Source organism: Ruegeria sp. YTSA219 (assembly GCF_059609985.1).
Map to the genome: position 1 here is coordinate 301983 of NZ_JBXWMT010000003.1, position 17290 is coordinate 319272.

Below are 17290 nucleotides of genomic sequence, written 5' to 3' on the forward strand. Positions count from 1 at the left end.
GGACAGGCCAAAGGTGGGGACTATGGACGCCATTCTTCTGCAAATTCTGAACGGGTTGGACAAGGGGTCGGCTTATGCGCTGATCGCGCTTGGCCTGACGCTGATCTTCGGAACGCTTGGAGTTGTGAACTTTGCCCATGGGGCGCTGTTCATGATTGGTGCGTTCTGCGCCGTGTCTTTGCAAAAACTCTTTAACTTGAGCTACGTGACCCTTGATGAAAGTCAGAGAGATTTTCTGGGCAACCCGCTGAAGGTTGAAACCCCGTATATTGAGGCCTGGTTCGGCCCCGAGATTGGCGCGTCAATCATAGATTGGTCCGTTCCTCTGGCTGTCCTGTTCGCGATCCCGATCATGTTGTTTGTCGGCTACGTGATGGAGCGCGGGCTGATCAAACATTTTTACAAGCGCCCTCATGCGGATCAGATCCTTGTGACTTTTGGCCTGGCGATCGTGCTGCAGGAGATCATCAAATATTTCTTCGGTGCCAATCCGATCCAGACCCCGCCCCCCGATATGCTGAGTGGGTCTGTTGATCTTGGCATCATGGTTGGATTCGATCCCAACGCCATCATCTATCCGATCTGGCGGCTGGTCTATTTCGGGTTTGCCGTTGGCATTATCGGAGCGGTGTTCTCGTTCCTGCAATTCACAACCTTTGGCATGGTCGTGCGGGCTGGCATGGCAGATCGTGAAACGGTGGGCCTGCTGGGGATAAATATCGACAGGCGGTTTACCATCATGTTCGGGATTGCGGCCGCAGTCGCGGGTCTCGCAGGCGTGATGTACGGGCCGCTCAACCCCCCGAATTATCACATGGGCATGGACTTTCTGGTTCTCAGCTTTGTGGTTGTGGTTGTGGGGGGGATGGGCTCATTGCCGGGCGCGGTTCTGGCCGGGTTCCTGCTGGGCGTGCTCGAAAGCTTTGCGTCGACCACCTGGGCCACGACCACGATCCCCGGCATCAACCAGATCATCATCTACCTTGTCGCCATCATCGTGCTTTTGACCCGTCCACGCGGGTTGATGGGGCGCAAAGGCGTGATGGAGGAATAAGCCATGTTGGGACTGAACAAGAGAGATACCAGCCTGCTGATCATCGTCGCCATACTGACCCTGTTGGCGCCCTTTATCCTGAACCCGTTCCCCGAAGGCAGCGCCATGGCGCAGTTCAACGCGGGCTATCCCGATTTGATGCAGCGGTTCGTGATCTTTGGGATTTTTGCGATCGGCTTCAACATTCTGTTTGGATTGACCGGATACCTGTCCTTTGGCCATGCGGCCTTTCTTGGGGTGGGGTCGTATTCCGCAGTGTGGATGTTCAAACTGCTCAGCTATAACGTCGTTCCGGCCATCGCGCTCAGCGTTCTTGTCGCCGGGGTGTTTTCGCTGCTGATCGGATTTGTCAGCCTGCGTCGGTCGGGCATCTATTTCTCGATCCTGACGCTGGCTTTTGCACAGATGAGCTTTGCTCTGGCCTATTCGGTGCTTTCGAACCCAAAATTCAACCTGACAAATGGTGAGACCGGCTTGCAGGTCTATGCGGACGATCCGCAGATCCTGCAATCGGCCAGCGCGCCGAACCTACCGCATCTGTTCGGCATTCCCATGCGCGCGACCTATACGTTGGATGTGGGTGCCTGGAGCTTTGACTTTAACGCGGGCTATTACCTGTGTGCGGTGATCATGATGGCGGTGTTCTATCTCTCTATCCGCATATTCCGCTCGCCCTTTGGCATGATGCTGCGGGCGGTGAAATCCAACCAGCAGCGGATGAATTATACCGGTCTAAATTCGAAACCCTACACACTGGCAGCCTTTGTGATTTCGGGCATGTATGCCGGTCTGGCGGGGGGGCTGATGGCCGCCATGGACCCGCTGGCCGGGGCCGAACGGATGCAGTGGACTGCCTCGGGCGAGGTGGTGCTGATGACAATTCTGGGCGGTACAGGGACCCTGATCGGGCCGGTACTGGGAGCAGGCTTTATCAAGTATTTCGAAAACATCTTCTCGAAGATCAACGACAATGTTCTGCACAGCTGGTTCGCTTTCCTGCCCGATGGGCTTGAGGACGCGGTTGTGTTCCTGATCCATCCGTTCATCGGCAAGGGTTGGCATCTGACGCTGGGTATCCTGTTCATGCTGGTGGTGATCTATCTGCCGGGTGGGCTGGTTGAAGGTGGTCAGCGGCTGATGGGCTGGTTCAAGCGTAAGAAACCGGGCGCCGATGATGCCCCGAAGGGCAAAACCGAGCCAGCGGAATAAGGGGGCACCATGGCAATTCTACGAGTCAAAGACGTCAGCAAACGCTTCGGTGGCCTCAAGGCGCTGTCGGATGTGAACCTCAACGTCGAAGAAAACTCGGTCCACGCGATCATCGGCCCGAACGGTGCGGGCAAGTCAACCTTGCTGAACTGTTTGGTGGGAAAGCTGATGCCGGATACCGGTTCTGTTTTGTTCGACAACAATTCTGTTCTGGGGTTGGAACCCTATCAGATCAACCAGATGGGTATCAGCCGTGTGTTCCAGACGCCCGAGATTTTCGGCGATTTGACTGTGATGGAGAACATGTTGATCCCGATCTTTGCGATGCGGGACGGCGCTTTTCGGATGCACGCCTATGAAACCATCTCCAGTGAAAAGGCGATTGTCGAGCAGGCCGAGGCGATGCTGTTAGAGATGAACATGGCTGACAAACGCGAGATGCACGCGGCATCGCTGTCACGTGGGGACAAGCGACGACTTGAGATCGGCATGTGCCTCAGCCAGAACCCGCGCCTGCTTTTGCTGGACGAACCCACCGCCGGGATGGCCCGGGCAGATACCAACAACACGATCGACCTGCTCAAACAGATCAAGGACGAGCGTGACATTACCATCGCCATCATTGAACATGACATGCATGTGGTGTTCAGCCTGGCCGAGCGCATCACCGTTCTGGCGCAGGGAACACCTCTGGTCGAAGATACGCCAGAAAACATCCGCGGGCATCCCAAGGTTCGCGAAGCTTATCTGGGTGAGGCCGCGTAAGGAAAAGCAATGAACGAGAAACCTGACTTTTCGAAAAACGCCAATATGGCCAGCACCGCCCCTGCGTTTTTGTCCGTATGGGACATGCATTCATACTATGGCGAAAGCTATATCGTGCAGGGCGTCAGCTTTAACGTGCACGAAGGTGAAATTCTGGCCCTGCTGGGCCGGAATGGTGCTGGCAAAACCTCGACGCTCAGATCCATCGCGCGGGTCAGTGACCCCGAGGTGCGTCATGGTGAAATCTGGCTGGATCACAAGCCGCTGCACAAAATGACCAGCTATGAGGCCGCCGCCGCAGGCCTTGGCCTTGTGCCCGAGGATCGCCGTATCATCCCCGGTCTGACGGTCGAAGAGAACCTGCAACTCGCCCAGATCGCTCCACCTGTCGGCTGGTCGCTGGAACGGCTTTATGAGCTGTTCCCAAGGCTGGGTGAGCGCCGCAAGCAAGAAGGAATTACCCTGTCTGGCGGAGAGCAGCAGATGCTGTCGATTGCGCGGGCTTTGGCACGGGACATCAAGGTGTTGCTTCTGGATGAACCCTATGAGGGGCTTGCCCCGGTGATTGTGGATGAGATCGAAAAGACTCTGCTTCACGTCAAACAGCAGGGTATGACCACGATCATTGTCGAGCAGAACGCGGTGCGCGCCCTGGAATTGGCGGACCGTGCGATCATTCTGGATACGGGCAGCATCGTGTTTGATGGAGCCGCCAGCGAGGTGTTAGAGAATCCACAGCTGCGCGAGGAATATCTGGCAATCTGAACATGCGGATTCAGCAATTTTTCTGAACCGTCGGGCGGGGTGTTCATCCCCGCCCTTTTTCGTTGTTCAATTTTCGATTGGCGGTGTCCTGGGGCCGGGTCACCAACGGAAAATGACAATATTCAACGAATTTCTAGAATTTACGGATAATTTATTATGTAATTTCAATACCCTATCTAGGGCTACGGGAAACCCCCTATATCTTTGATTGGAGCGATTCGTTAACTTCAAATCATCCAAGGAGTTTCCAAGGACCTACCACTTTTCCCCCTTGAGGGGCTGGCTACTTACCCCCTCGGCCGGCCCCTCACTAGTTGGGGGACATCAACCCAATTCCCCCAAAAGCTCACTTACAAGCGCAGGCACTTCGTACCAGTCGGCGAAGTTACGGGTATGATACAGTTCAGAAACCGGGCTTTTCCGATAACCTTCCGTGAATAGCAAAAAGGGAACCTGGGCCCGTTCAGCGGTTTCTGCATCGACCTCACTGTCACCCACGAACAGGCGCGGACCTATAGCGGCCACTGCGTTAAAACTTGCCTCAAGATGGGCTGGGTCTGGTTTGCGCGTGGCCAGGCTGTCACCACCCAGGGTGGCATCGAAATGATGGGTCAGGCCCATCGACTTCAGAACATGGTCAGCCGGTGCTTTGGGTTTGTTTGTACAAACACCCAGAACACATCCCATCTGGCGCAGCTGTTCAAGCGCTTCGGCCACGCCGGGGTAGACGACGGTTTTGTCGCTGGAGGCTGCGTTGTAGTGGGTCAGCGTCAGTTCCGATAGCTCGGCATGGCGATCCATAGGCAGGTCGCAATGAAACATCATGCGTTCTACCAATTTCGGGAGGCCATTGCCGACGAATTGTTTGATCGTGTCCTGGGGCAGGGGCGAGACACCAGTGTCCCGCAGCATTGCATTCGCAGCGGCGGTGATGTCCGGAAGGCTGTCGACCAGTGTTCCGTCCAAATCGAACATAATTGTAGCGCTCATTGAAATCCTTGCCTCTGAAGCTGCACCGCAAGTCCTAACTGGTGTGTTCAGGCAGTGCAATTCAACCCGGTTGCGAGAGTGAGATATTGAGGCTTGACATACCTGACTAAAATAATCAGATTATATTTCAAGCCGTCAGCAACCCCAGAATCGGGCCAGCCAGATACCTGAAAAGTAAACCGATAAGGCGCATTGCCCGAAACCTTCCGGAGTGATCCTGATGAATGTTCAGAACCCGAATCCCAGCCAGTCTTTTGCCGTATCAATGCTGCCTGCACATAAGGCTGAAGATCTGACCAAAGGGGGCAATCTGGCCCATATCGAGCTGGGCGATCAGCTGTACACCCTGCGCATCACGCGCGCGGGCAAACTGATCTTGACGAAATGAGCGCGCCTGCAGCCCGGGGTGGCGCGACCGTTGGCCGTCTGTCCGACCTAAGCCCTGTCGAGGCCGGTGCGGTCATGTATCTGCGCCTCTGGGGGGACGGAATGCAAACGCGTATGGATGCGGCGCAGGACTTTCAGATCGCCCTGGGTACGGATCAGGGCCGGGCAGCGATGTTGACGCTGGACCGGCTGTGCTCGCTTTGTGCCCATCACGGGCGGCGCCCGCTGATCCGGCATGGGTTGGGCTGTGTCTGCCTTGGCGCGGATGAAAACTGTTTCGCCCAGATGATTGCGGCGGCATCAGAAGGCGCGCGCGAAGACGCTATGATGATGGCGTCCCTGATCGTCCGTCCCGATTTTGCCCCCGCATTGGCCGCTTTGTCTGAGGAATTAGGGCTGGCTTTGCGACGCATGACGGTCTCGATCCCGATGCCAACCCCAAGACATCAGAACCCCACTGCCACGCTGCACTAAGCAGCAGGGCAGGTGCAGAACCCCGGCGAATGCGCGCCGGGGTTCCGTGCCCTCAGCAGCAGCCGCACCCTGCGTGGTGATGGTCATGATCGCATGAGGGTGGCGGGCTGTAATCACCAACTTCTGCCAGCACATCCCGTAATGCCCACAGGATCATGTCCACATCTTCCGCCTCGATCGTCAGCGGCGGGCGAATTTTCAGGATGCTGTCCTTTGGGCCTTCGCTGCCAATAAGAATCCGGTGGTCGCGCATCCGGTTTTTGACATATTGGCAGATCTCACGGCCTTCAGAGCCATCGGGGTTGATCAGTTCGACTCCAACGAACAGGCCCATGCCGCGCACATCACCGACAGATCCGAAATCGGTCTCGATCTGACGCAGGCCTGTCATCAACCTGTCGCCCATCAGGCGGGCATTGTCCTGCAAGCCTTCATCATCGACGATATCCAGAACTTCTTTGCCGATGCGGCAGGACAGGGTCGATCCGCCAAAGGTCGAAAAGAACTCGATCCCGTTATCAAAGCTGCGGGCGATCTCTTTGGTAGTAACCAGAACGCCCAATGGATGACCGTTGCCAATGGGTTTGCCCATGACCACGATATCCGGCAGCGCGCCTTGATGCTCAAAGCCGAAATAATATTCGCCCAGACGCCCCAGACCTGTCTGCACCTCGTCGGCGATGCAGACACCACCAGCGGCGCGGATTTTCTCATAAACCGCGGGCAGATAGCCTTTGGGTGGTATGATCTGCCCGCCAACTGAAGGGAAGGTCTCGGCAATGAAACCGGCAACGCCCTGACCTTTGTCCTGTAGGGCTGCAATCGCTGGGTCCACTAGATCTGCAAACTTCTCGGCGCGATCGGGGTCGTCGCGCCGGAAAGACCCTCGGTAGTCATCCGCGACCTCAACCAGTTCCACCCAATCCGCCTGACCAACTCCGCCCGGTTTGTTGAACTTATAGGCCGAAATTGCCACGGCGGCGGTGGTATTGCCGTGATACCCGTGATCGGGCGTCACGATCCCTTTGGCGCCGGTATGGGCGCGGGCCAGCCGCAGGGCGAGCTCATTGGCTTCGGTGCCGGAATTCACAAAGAAGCAGACCTCGAGGTGATCGGGCAGCTTGGACAGAACCTTATCGGCAAAAGCCGTCTGGGCCGGATGCAGATACCGGGTGTTGGAATTCATCCGCTTGAGCTGATCTGCTGCGACAGCCTGAATGCGCGGGTGGGCGTGGCCCACATGGGGTACATTGTTATACGCATCCAGATAAGGGCGACCCCATTCGTCAAACAGGTGATGCTTCCAACCGCGTACCAGCATGACTGGATCGTCATAGGTCAGGGACAGGTTGCCTCCGAAGTGGTCCTGCCGTCCCTGCAGGATCGCCCGTTTATCGGTCGGCCGATAGAACACCTTGTCATCGGGAAGGTTCAGCAGAGCCGCCGGATTCGGGCAGACGGCGTGCCACAGTTCAAGCTCGTCAGGGTCGCCAACACCCGGCCAGTTGGCCCGCATCCCGTTCGTAGTCAGGGCCAGCTGGAAATGTACATGTGGGGCCCAGCCCCCGTTCTGTGTGACATCCCCAAGCCGTGCAAACGCCGCTCCCTGTGCGACTGGATCGCCCGGGTTCAGCCTGTCGCAGACCTCGGGGTCCAAATGTCCGTAGAGTGTATAGAACGGATCGCCTTGGGGTGTTTCGTGATGCAGGATCACCACCCCGCCATAGTCAAGGTGACTGTCGCGATTCTCGACCGCCTCGACCCGGCCACTGATCGGGGCATTCAGGACAGTGCCGGCAGGCGCGAACACATCCACCGCCAGATGCACGGTGCGTCGGTCCGAAGCTTTCCATGGCCCTTTGCGGAACCCCGGCTCTGCGTAAATCAGGCGGGGTTCATTGTAATACCCCAACCAGAAGTCTGTGCCATTTTCCTCGCCAACACGTGCCGCCTCGGCCAGGGGCATGTGGAATGGGTTTTGCGGCCACACAGAGTCTTCGACCGATAGCGAGCCCATGGGCACATCTTTTAGACCCTGTCCAAACATCTCGGCGAATTGACCACGATGCGCGGACAGATAGGCATGGATGCGTTCGGCCCCATCGGTGACCGGCAGACTACAGGCGACGCGCAGGCGCGCTGGCATCAATCCGCCGTTGACGCTTTGGTCCTCAAGAAACCGCCAGGCCGGCGCCTGACTGATAGTGACATAAGGATCATCCGGGTTTTCAAGGGCCATCAGGGTCGAGTTCACAACCGACACAGCCAGTCGCATCCGCAAGAGAGGCCAGATCAGTTCGACTTCGTCCGCGCGCAGGGGGTTTGCCGCCTGATAGCCGCGCACCAGTGCCGCCAATGCGCGATCGGGTTGCGGATGATCCAATACGATATAGGCCCCGGCAATCGCCAGATCGCAAACGCGTGGCGCGGCACACATATCGCCAAGGTCAATCAAGCCCGACACCCCCGGGCGCTGGCCAGGCTCTGCTTCGACCAGAACGTTATAATCATTGGCGTCATTATGAATCGCCTGACTGGGCAAGCCTGCCAACTTGTCTGATATCGCATTGAATTCGGAACATATCTCGGCCAGCACTGCCTGCCGTGCGGGGCTACTAACGGTGTCCAGATGCTGTTCGATCCACCCTGCCTGCGTCAGATTCCATTTGAAATCGCCCCGGGCCAAACCCTCATGAGTGAACCGCTCTAATGCACGGTCTGTAGCACCCAGAACGCGACCCAGCTTTAGGATCAACTCTTCGGATTTGGGTGCCGATTTCGCATAGCATTGCCCAGGCAGGCATTCCAGCAACCAAACAAGGCGCGGTACCCCCTCGTGATCTTCGATCCGGGGCAGATAATCCCCCTGCAAATCGGGAAACACTGTAGGAAATGGCAGCCCCGGTGCTTCTGAGGCGATATGTTCCAAGGCTTTGACCTGGAGGTCCACAAGCTCTGCTTCGCATCCGGGGCGCATGACTTTCAGAACATAATCCTGTCCGTTGGTTGCCTGGACCAGAAAATTAAGATCGTATTCGCCGTCCAATCGGTTCAGCCGCGCGTCCAGCCCCCAGTTTTGCCGCAAAGCATTAGCCCAAAATGCGATGATGTCGTTCATTTGAAACCCTGTCCCAGTAAACCGGGGTCCTTTTCATCTGGCTAAAAATATCTTCGGGAGTGAATTGGCCCTGCGGGCCAAGAGGGGGCAGACAGCCCCCTTTTCCCGTTACCCCAATGCGCGCAACCGTTTAATAAGCGAGGAAGTATCCCACCGATTCCCGCCCATTTTCTGCACATCCTTATAGAACTGATCAACCAAAGCCGTCACCGGCAGGGATGCCCCTGTTTCATCTGCGGTATCCAAGCAAATTCCCAGATCCTTGCGCATCCAGTCCACCGCGAAACCGTGCTCGAAATGATCGTCCAACATGGTTTCATAGCGGTTCGCCATCTGCCAACTGCCTGCGGCCCCCTGACTGATCACTTCCACAACCGCCCGGCCATCCAGCCCGGCTTTTTCGGCAAAATGCAGCGCCTCGCTGAGGCCCTGAACCAGTCCGGCAATGGCGATCTGGTTGCACATCTTGGTCATCTGACCGGCGCCACTGTCCCCAATGCGGCGACAGATTTTGGAATAGACCTGCATAATGGGCTCGGCCGCGTCATAGGCAGCCTGATCCCCCCCGCACATGATCGACAGAACGCCGTTTTCAGCCCCGGCCTGACCGCCCGAAATCGGCGCGTCCACAAAGGCAATCCCTGCGGCTTTGCCCGCGCCATAAAGCTCTCGGGTTACCTTTGCCGAGACGGTCGTATGGTCGACGAAAACCGCGCCGCTTGACATTGCGCCGAAGGCACCATCGTCGCCGGTGCAGACCATGCGCAGATCATCGTCATTGCCCACACAAGCCATGACAAACTCGGCTCGCTCAGCCGCCTCGCGCGGGGTAGCGGCCATTGAGCCGCCATATTGGGCGACCCAAGCCTCGGCCTTAGCGGTTGTTCGGTTGAAAACCGTGACCTCATGACCTGCAGCCTGCAGGTGGCCGGCCATTGGATATCCCATGACACCCAAACCAAGGAACGCAACTTTTGCCATTTGGTGAACCTCTCTGCTGTCCGGGTCCGGTCAGACGCCGCAAGCCGGATTGTTTGGCAGAGACAAAGCAAAGCTGAAGACAAAGGGCAACCCCGTGTCAGGGTTGTCCGCCCAAATCCTTCAGGATCGGACAATCAGGCCTGTCGTCGCCGGCGCAGGCGTCAATTAAATGACCCAACGTATCGCGCATCGCATTAAGGTCGGCGATCTTCGCTTCGATCTGGACCATATGCGCGCGGGCAACCTTCTTCACATCTGCACTTGCGCGGGTTTCATCCTCATACAAGGCCATCAGGGTCCGGCAATCTTCGATCGTAAATCCCAATGCGCGGGCCCGGCCCAAAAAGTTCAGTTTGTGCACATCCTGACTGCGGAACCGGCGATAGCCATTATCATCGCGCAGCGGTTTGATCAGTCCGATATCTTCGTAATAGCGGATGGTCTTGGCCGGGAGACCGGTTTGGTTGGAAACGTCGCCGATATTCATGACGTCACCATTTGTGGAGCCGCCGTATGTGATCCCTCGGGCAGGCTGGCGCGAACCCTGCGAAGTCGCAACGCGTTGGTGACGACAAAGACGCTGGACAAAGCCATGGCTCCAGCCGCCAGAACCGGGGAAAGAAGCGGGCCGCCAAAAGGATACAGAATCCCGGCGGCGACAGGTATCAGCAAAACATTATATCCAAACGCCCAGCCCAGATTCTGTTGGATATTGCTCATGGTCCGGCGACTGATTTCAACTGCATTGGCAACGGCGCGCAGATCGCCCGCCATCAGCACCACATCCGCCGTTTCAATCGCCACATCTGTACCCGTGCCGATAGCGATGCCGACATCCGCCGCAGCCAATGCCGGGGCGTCGTTAATCCCGTCACCGACAAAGGCCAGCTCTCCGAACTGGTCGCGCAGGGCGTTGATTGTAGCGAGCTTTCCGTCCGGCAGGACCTCGGCTGTGACATGATCGATGCCCAGCTTGTCTGCCAAAGCCTGCGCAGTCAGGGCGTTGTCCCCGGTGACCATCGCCAGCGTTAGGCCCATAGTGTGCAGCCGGTGCAAAGCTTCGATCGTGCCCGGTTTGACCGGATCCGAGACCGTAAGAAGTGCCGCAGCCTGACCGTTGATCGCGACGAATACGGGGGTTGCCCCTTCGGCGGCATGCTGGTCGGCCTGTTGGCTCAGCGCGGATAGATCAATGCCGTTCTGCGCCATTAATCTGGGTGAGCCGATCAACAGATCGTGCCCATCGACAGACGCGCGGGCGCCCAGCCCAGTCAACGATTCAAAGCCGGCGATAGGGGGCAGGTCCGCCGGTCCGGCCCGCGTGATGGCCGTGGCAATCGGATGCTCGGATCGCGCCTCGACCGCAGCGGCCAGCCGTAAAACGGTATCGCGGTCAAACCCATTTATGGTCGTGACATTCGCCAGTTCAGGGCGCCCCAGTGTCAGAGTCCCGGTCTTGTCCAAAGCGATGATCTTGGCCTGTTGCAACTGCTGCAAAGCATCGCCTTTGCGGAACAGCACGCCCAGTTCAGCCGCGCGCCCCGTGCCCACCATGATCGACGTCGGAGTCGCCAGCCCCATGGCGCAGGGGCAGGCAATGATCAAAACCGAAACCCCTGCGACCAGCGCCATCGGCAAGGCAGGCGCAGGGCCAAAGATCAGCCAGATCGCAATGGTCAGTAGGGCAACGCCAATCACAACGGGAACAAACCACGCCGTGATCCGGTCGACTAGCCCCTGTATCGGCAACTTGGCACCCTGAGCTTGCTGAACCATCTGGATGACCTGCGCCAGCACCGTTTCGGACCCAACACGCGTGGCGCGCACGCGCAGCGCGCCCGTGCCGTTGACCGTGCCCCCTATCACCTGATCTTCGGCCGATTTCCCTATAGGAACGGGTTCGCCGGTAATCATGCTTTCATCCACGTATGAGGTGCCGTCCAACACCTGAGCATCGACTGGGACGCGCTCTCCGGGTCGGATCTGCAGCACATCGCCAACCAGTATTTCGGATATGGGTCGATCGACCGTGCCCCCGTCCTGTTCTAGCCGGGCTGTTTTCGGTTGAAGCCCGACCAGTTTGCGAATGGCGGCCCCGGTCCGGCCTTTTGCCCGCGCCTCCATCGCGCGACCTAGCAGGATAAGGACCACGATGACCGAGGCGGCCTCGAAATACACATTTGCACTGCCTTGTGGCAGAACCTGAGGCGCAAAGGTGGCCAGGACGGAATACAGATAGGCGGCACCGGTTCCCATCGCGACCAGCGCATTCATATCAGGTGTCCCGCGCAGCAAGGCCGGGATACCCTTGGCATAGAACACCCTTCCGGGGCCGATCAGCAGAACCGACGTCAGGACAAACTGGATGATATGGCTGGTCTGAATCCCGATTGTTGCCTGAACCCAGTGATGAAAGGCTGGGATCATGTGCCCGCCCATCTCGAGTATAAACACGGGCAAAGCCAGCGCCGCAGCGATCAGGGTGGTGCGGATCAGCGCAGAGGCTTCGCCCGGTTTCTCATCGTTGCTTTCGGCCATCCTGGAAGGGTGCGCCGGATAGCCCGCTTTGGTGCTTAGCTGCGCCAGCTTCACAGGATCAGTTGCCCCGTCGGCAAAACGAATGGTCGCGGTTTCAGTGGCCAGGTTGACCCGAGCACTTATGACGGCCGGGTCTGCGCAGAGTGCTCGTTCAATCCTTGCGACGCAAGAAGCACAACTCATACCGTCAATCTGCAGAACGGCTTCTGCCACTGACACCGGATAACCAGCTTTGTCCAGCGCGCCGGTCAGGTCGCTGATCGGCCCGTCATAAGTGACCTGTGCAGTCTCGGTTGGGAAGTTGACCGAAGCCTCGGTAACCCCGGGAACATTGCGCAACGCAGATTCCACGCGGCCTACGCAGGATGCGCAGTTCATTCCGGTGACCTTCAGTCTGATAGCATGTGGGGTGGCCAATCGACTCATCCTGTCCTGTTTCCAACCCTAGATGGAGGTTCCAGTCACAGGAAGGTCAAGGGCAGAGATCATGATTCAGGCACAATCTCTTGTTTCGAGGGCCGTATGGTTCTTAGTCTCGGGCCAGTTTTTCCAGCAGCAGCGAATTATAAAGCGCGGGCGGGGATGTCCGAACAGCTTCGGGGGATGCGAAAAATCCCAGCATAAGAAAGGCAATCGACAGAGCGAAACCAAACAGGACTATGAAGGCTCGGTGAAGCGTTAACGTTATCATGGTGTCAGTCCTTGAATCACAAGTTGGGGAATGCTTGGCACTGGGGCTTATTTCTTATTTTCCAATTCCCGTTTCAGCCGGTCATTTTCTGCCTGAAGTTGGGCCAGCTGCTGACCCAATTCGTTCAGGTGGGGGCGCAGCTCGGCCTCGGTGAATCGTGGGGTAATGTGACTTGGGCAATTCCAGTCCAGACCTTCGACCTTGATAATGACGGCGCGTTCGGCCGGGGTCTGGGTGCCTTCAGGGGAGAGGCTGGCAGCCGCCGCAGCGCCTTCGGCAATTTCGACACGCCCAAGTATTTTCAGGCGTCGCTGGTTGGCATAATCCATCAGGATCAGCGCAACCCGGTCATTGCCATCCAAATTCCCGCGCGAGATATACTGTTTGTTGCCCGAAAGATCAGCATACCCGATGGTCTGCGCATCAAGTACTCGTAAAAACCCCGCGGGTCCGCCACGATACTGCACATATGGCCAGCCGGTCTCGGACACGGTTGATTGGTAGAACCCGTCGCGGGCCTCGATGAACTCTTTTTCGGCGGCTCTGATTTCGTGACCCTGCACAGAGCCGCTTTCCAGGAATTTCGCATAGATTTTTGCCGATCCCATCCTTTCTTGATGGGTGAGAACGGCAGGCGTGAAGGTTAGTTTGGAAAAAGCACGTGGCATAATAGGTCCTTTCTACAGGCCCAGATCAGACAGGCCGGGATGGTCGTCAGGGCGCGGACCAAGAGGCCAAAGGAAAACCCGATCCTGTTGCCTGATCGGAAGGTCGTTCAGCGAGGCATGACGTTTGGCCATCCGACCATCCCTATCGAATTCCCAGTTCTCGTTACCATATGAGCGGAACCACTGGCCGCTGTCGTTCCGCCATTCATAGGCATAGCGCACGGCAATACGGTTTTCCGAATAGGCCCAGAGTTCTTTGATCAGCCGGTACTCCTGCTCATTTCTCCACTTGCGGGTCAAAAGCGCGTGAATTTCAGCATGGCCCGCGACAAACTCGGCCCGATTCCGCCATTGGCTGTCCTCGGTATAGGCGGGCGTCACGATATCCGGATCGCGGCTGTTCCAAGCATTTTCAGCCATGCGGACCTTTTGTGTAGCGGTCTCAGCAGTGAATGGCGGCAGAGGGGGGCGGCTCATGTCATGATCCTTCAGGTCAGCGATGCAGCGAGCAGCGCAAGGGTCAACAGAATTGGGATGTACTGGCGGTTGAAGGGGCTGGTACGGCGTTTCATGACGGCTCCATGGTTAACTGATCGGTACATCATGTTGCTTAGGTGTACTGATCGGTACCTATTTGCAAGGGGCGCCTGTAAAATATCTAAAATTTTTCTCTATCCAGGTGGAAAATAAAGAGAATTTCCTGAACATTGGTGGCCCTTGCGGATTATGGAGGGTACAATTATGTACAGATCGGTACGTATAGGAGGCGAATCATGCGCCCAAACAAAAGGGATGAGCTGGTCCGCAAGGCCCTAAAGGTCTTTTATCGTGACGGTTTTCATGCGACCGGCATGGACAAGCTGGTGGCTGAGACGGGTGTGTCGAAGACTTCGATGTACAAACATTTCCGCACCAAGGAAGATCTGATACTGGCGGCTTTGCGCTTGCGGGACGAGAATTTCCGCAACTGGTTCATGCGTCGTGTCGAGGAATTGGCCGACACCCCTGCGGACCAGTTGATTTCAAGCTTTGATGCACTGGGCGAGTGGTTCGCCGAAGACGGGTTTCGCGGCTGCATGTTCATCAAGGCTGGCGCCGAGTTCCAGGAGAAAGAGCACCCGATCCACGTGCAGGCGGCGGAGCACAAGCGGTTGTTGTTGGAATATTTCACGGATCTGGCCCGCAAAGCCGGTGCCTTCGACCCTGAAAGCCTGGGAGGTCAGATCCTTCTGCTGAAAGAAGGGGCAATCGTGACGGCGGTTCTGTTGAAAAGCTGTGATCCCGCGCAAGATGCCAAAGCTGCAGCGCGGGTCTTGCTGGAAAACGCGTTGGCCGCACCGATCCAGTGACCCGGCGAAATCTTCCAAAAGACGTTGCGTAGCGTTTCATCCAACGCATTGGATTACTTGGCGGTCCAAATTACGCTGGCAGCAAGTTGATCTTGGAGGATGCGCAATGTCTCTTATTACCCCTACATCCAGCTGGGTGTCAGAAGAGCACCAGATGTTTGCCGAAATGGCGGACCGTTTCATGCAGGACGAACTGGTGCCCAATATCGAGCGCTGGACCGAAAACGGGGTTGTTGATCGTGCGTTCTGGCGCAAGGCCGGTGACATGGGACTGATGGCTGGCGCGATCACCGAAGAACACGGCGGTGTCGGTGGTGGCATGGGATTTGATGCTCTGACCATGTACGCCCAGACCTCGCACGGAGATTCCGGTTGGGGCTATGCGATCCAGTCGATTGTCATCCACTATATCACCGCTTATGGCAGCGAAGATCAAAAATTGAAATGGCTGCCGAAACTCGCCTCGGGCGAGATGGTCGGCGCGCTGGCCATGACAGAGCCCGGAACCGGTTCGGATGTGCAGTCGATCCGCACAACTGCAGAAAAGAACGGTAACTCCTACTGTCTGAACGGATCCAAGATCTTTATCACCAATGGGCAATCTGCGGACTTGATCCTTGTGGCCGCAAAGACCGACAAGACCCAAGGGTCGAAAGGGGTATCGTTGGTCGCGGTCGAAACGCAGGGCGCAGATGGGTTCCGCAAGGGGCGGAACCTCAAGAAACTGGGCATGAAGTCCAATGACACGGCCGAGCTGTTCTTTGAGGACGTCAAGGTCCCGATGACAAACCTGATTGGAGCGGAAGAGGGGCAGGGTTTTTACCAGATTATGCGGCAACTTCCCTGGGAACGCCTGACGATTGCAATCGGTGCCCTGGGTGCGATTGATTTCGCGATTGCCGAAACAGTGAAATACACGCAGGAGCGCAAAGCCTTCGGTCAGCGCGTGATGGATTTCCAAAATACCCGCTTCAAGCTTGCCGAGTGTAAAACCAAGGCCGAAGTGCTGCGCAGTTTTGTCAACGACTGTATTGCCCGACTTGAGGCTGGAACTTTGGATGCATCGACCGCGTCGATGGCCAAATACTGGGGGTCTGAGGTGCAGAATGAGATCATGCACGAATGTCTGCAGCTGTTTGGCGGCTATGGGTTCATGATGGAATATCCGATTGCTCGGCTTTACGCGGATGCGCGGGTTCAGATGATCTATGGCGGGACAAATGAGATCATGAAGGAACTCATTGCTCGGTCGTTGGACACATAATCCTGTTCGGAACGCTCCCGCCCCGCAGTTTTCTAGGGTGGTCGGAATGGCCCGGTCACGAGATTTGGTCGACTTGGCCTTGCAGCCAAGAACAGAACGACTTCAGCGGCTCGGATGCCACCCGGGATTGCGGCCAGACCAGAAAGAAATCGCCCAGACTGACGCCCGGGCCTTTCCAGGCGGGAACGAGTCGCCCGGTTTTCAGGTCGTCTTCGACCAGATAGCTGGGCAGTAGCGCCACCCCAAGCCCATGAATTGTGGCTTGTCCCATGGTCGAGAATTGGTCGAACAACATGCCGCCAAGCCCGGATGCCACAAGCCCTTGTGCGGCAAACCATTGCTCCCAGGCATCAGGGCGCGTTTCCAGGTGCAGCAGCGGGGCATTCATTAGCCAGTCAATCTGTTCCGGGTTTTTGGGCAGAATTTCCGGGGCGCAAACCGGTACAACGTTTTCACGCATGATCGGCAGGTAGTTGACGCCGTGCCAATCTCGACGTCCGAAATGAATCGCGGCGTCGAAATGTTCCGTTTCGAAATCGAAGGGGCGAAGCCGGGTGTTCAGATTGACGGTCACCTCGGGATGTCGGCGGGCAAAGTCCTGAAGACGCGGCGCCAGCCAATGCATCCCAAACGCTGGCAGGATCGACAGGTTCAGCGATCCTCCGGTCGGATTGGCTCTGAGTTTTAGGGAGGCCTGCGCCAGTTGGTGCAAGCTTTTGCGCGCGACCTGAACGTATTCTTTTGCCGCCGGGGTAAGCTGCAGCCGCATCTGGGTTCGCTGGATCAGTTCGATGCCCAGCTGTTCCTCCATCGACTTGAGCTGTCGGCTGATGGCGCTTTGGGTCAGCGAAAGCTCTTCCGCTGCCGCCGAAGCACTGCCAAGGCGGTCAACGGCCTCGATTGCCAGCAGAGAGGGGATAGACGGCAGAAAACGACGGGGGGCGATCATATGATAATTCCTCATACCTTTCGGATGGAATATCACTGGCTTTTAGGGCCCGCCAGCCCGATACCAAATGAATATTTTGGTCAAGAGA

17 protein-coding genes are annotated in these 17290 nt (G+C 57.1%); 8 read left to right on the top strand and 9 right to left on the bottom strand.

Annotated elements, in window-relative coordinates:
- Window positions 1-22: 22 nt before the first annotated feature.
- Genes AC2FFB_RS07010 through AC2FFB_RS07025 form a run of 4 tightly spaced genes read left to right on the top strand, consistent with a single transcriptional unit; the run spans window position 23 to window position 3793 of the window.
- Window positions 23-1054 carry a branched-chain amino acid ABC transporter permease gene (locus tag AC2FFB_RS07010; protein ID WP_496874702.1) on the top strand — a complete coding sequence of 344 codons (1032 nt, stop codon included), beginning with the start codon at window positions 23-25 and terminating at the stop codon, window positions 1052-1054.
- Between the two features lie 3 nt (window positions 1055-1057).
- Entirely contained in the window at window positions 1058-2263 is a 1206-nt protein-coding gene (locus AC2FFB_RS07015; protein WP_142635754.1) for a branched-chain amino acid ABC transporter permease, read from the top strand.
- A gap of 9 nt (window positions 2264-2272) precedes the next feature.
- Window positions 2273-3028 carry an ABC transporter ATP-binding protein gene (locus tag AC2FFB_RS07020; protein WP_142635756.1) on the top strand — a complete coding sequence of 252 codons (756 nt, stop codon included), beginning with the start codon at window positions 2273-2275 and terminating at the stop codon, window positions 3026-3028.
- 9 nt (window positions 3029-3037) lie between these two features.
- Entirely contained in the window at window positions 3038-3793 is a 756-nt protein-coding gene (locus AC2FFB_RS07025) for an ABC transporter ATP-binding protein (RefSeq protein ID WP_142635758.1), read from the top strand.
- 324 nt (window positions 3794-4117) lie between these two features.
- Here AC2FFB_RS07025 and gph read toward each other — a convergent pair whose 3' ends face one another.
- A complete protein-coding gene (gene gph / locus AC2FFB_RS07030) occupies window positions 4118-4783 on the bottom strand; it encodes a phosphoglycolate phosphatase (protein ID WP_496688840.1) in 666 nt (221 codons plus the stop codon).
- Between the two features lie 220 nt (window positions 4784-5003).
- On the opposite strand from gph, the gene hemP reads away from it, so the two are divergent.
- Window positions 5004-5171 carry a hemin uptake protein HemP gene (gene hemP / locus AC2FFB_RS07035; protein ID WP_142635762.1) on the top strand — a complete coding sequence of 56 codons (168 nt, stop codon included), beginning with the start codon at window positions 5004-5006 and terminating at the stop codon, window positions 5169-5171.
- Window positions 5168-5644 carry a hypothetical protein gene (locus tag AC2FFB_RS07040; RefSeq protein ID WP_142635764.1) on the top strand — a complete coding sequence of 159 codons (477 nt, stop codon included), beginning with the start codon at window positions 5168-5170 and terminating at the stop codon, window positions 5642-5644. Before hemP ends, AC2FFB_RS07040 begins: the two co-directional genes overlap by 4 nt.
- Window positions 5645-5696: 52 nt before the next feature.
- Here AC2FFB_RS07040 and AC2FFB_RS07045 read toward each other — a convergent pair whose 3' ends face one another.
- The 7 genes from AC2FFB_RS07045 to AC2FFB_RS07075 all read right to left on the bottom strand — a co-directional run bounded on the left by AC2FFB_RS07045 (window position 5697) and on the right by AC2FFB_RS07075 (window position 14117).
- Window positions 5697-8762 carry an aminotransferase class III-fold pyridoxal phosphate-dependent enzyme gene (locus AC2FFB_RS07045; RefSeq protein ID WP_496712055.1) on the bottom strand — a complete coding sequence of 1022 codons (3066 nt, stop codon included), beginning with the start codon at window positions 8760-8762 and terminating at the stop codon, window positions 5697-5699.
- A 108-nt stretch (window positions 8763-8870) separates the two neighbouring features.
- Entirely contained in the window at window positions 8871-9743 is an 873-nt protein-coding gene (locus AC2FFB_RS07050; protein ID WP_281972465.1) for an NAD(P)-dependent oxidoreductase, read from the bottom strand.
- 97 nt (window positions 9744-9840) lie between these two features.
- A complete protein-coding gene (gene cueR, locus AC2FFB_RS07055) occupies window positions 9841-10230 on the bottom strand; it encodes a Cu(I)-responsive transcriptional regulator (protein WP_142635768.1) in 390 nt (129 codons plus the stop codon).
- Window positions 10227-12707: a heavy metal translocating P-type ATPase gene (locus AC2FFB_RS07060; protein ID WP_496874703.1), complete on the bottom strand. Its 2481-nt coding sequence runs from the start codon at window positions 12705-12707 to the stop codon at window positions 10227-10229. The genes cueR and AC2FFB_RS07060 overlap by 4 nt, the downstream gene beginning before the upstream one ends.
- Before the next feature lie 103 nt (window positions 12708-12810).
- Window positions 12811-12972 (bottom strand): hypothetical protein, encoded by a 162-nt coding sequence (locus AC2FFB_RS07065; protein ID WP_496790931.1) that lies wholly within the window; start codon window positions 12970-12972, stop codon window positions 12811-12813.
- Window positions 12973-13019: 47 nt separating this feature from the next.
- Window positions 13020-13580 (bottom strand): pyridoxamine 5'-phosphate oxidase family protein, encoded by a 561-nt coding sequence (locus tag AC2FFB_RS07070; RefSeq protein ID WP_496874704.1) that lies wholly within the window; start codon window positions 13578-13580, stop codon window positions 13020-13022.
- A 72-nt stretch (window positions 13581-13652) separates the two neighbouring features.
- Window positions 13653-14117 (bottom strand): nuclear transport factor 2 family protein, encoded by a 465-nt coding sequence (locus AC2FFB_RS07075; protein WP_142635774.1) that lies wholly within the window; start codon window positions 14115-14117, stop codon window positions 13653-13655.
- 296 nt (window positions 14118-14413) lie between these two features.
- Here AC2FFB_RS07075 and AC2FFB_RS07080 point away from each other — a divergent pair, with 296 nt between their 5' ends.
- The gene (locus tag AC2FFB_RS07080; RefSeq protein WP_496874705.1) at window positions 14414-14989 is read left to right on the top strand and encodes a TetR/AcrR family transcriptional regulator; all 576 of its coding nucleotides are present in this window, start codon (window positions 14414-14416) and stop codon (window positions 14987-14989) included.
- 106 nt (window positions 14990-15095) lie between these two features.
- The gene (locus tag AC2FFB_RS07085; RefSeq protein ID WP_496874706.1) at window positions 15096-16253 is read left to right on the top strand and encodes an acyl-CoA dehydrogenase family protein; all 1158 of its coding nucleotides are present in this window, start codon (window positions 15096-15098) and stop codon (window positions 16251-16253) included.
- A 55-nt stretch (window positions 16254-16308) separates the two neighbouring features.
- Here the strand turns inward: AC2FFB_RS07085 and AC2FFB_RS07090 are convergent, their stop codons facing one another.
- Window positions 16309-17202, bottom strand: coding sequence for a LysR substrate-binding domain-containing protein (locus AC2FFB_RS07090; protein WP_496693644.1), 894 nt, complete (start codon window positions 17200-17202; stop codon window positions 16309-16311).
- Between the last annotated feature and the right edge of the window lie 88 nt (window positions 17203-17290).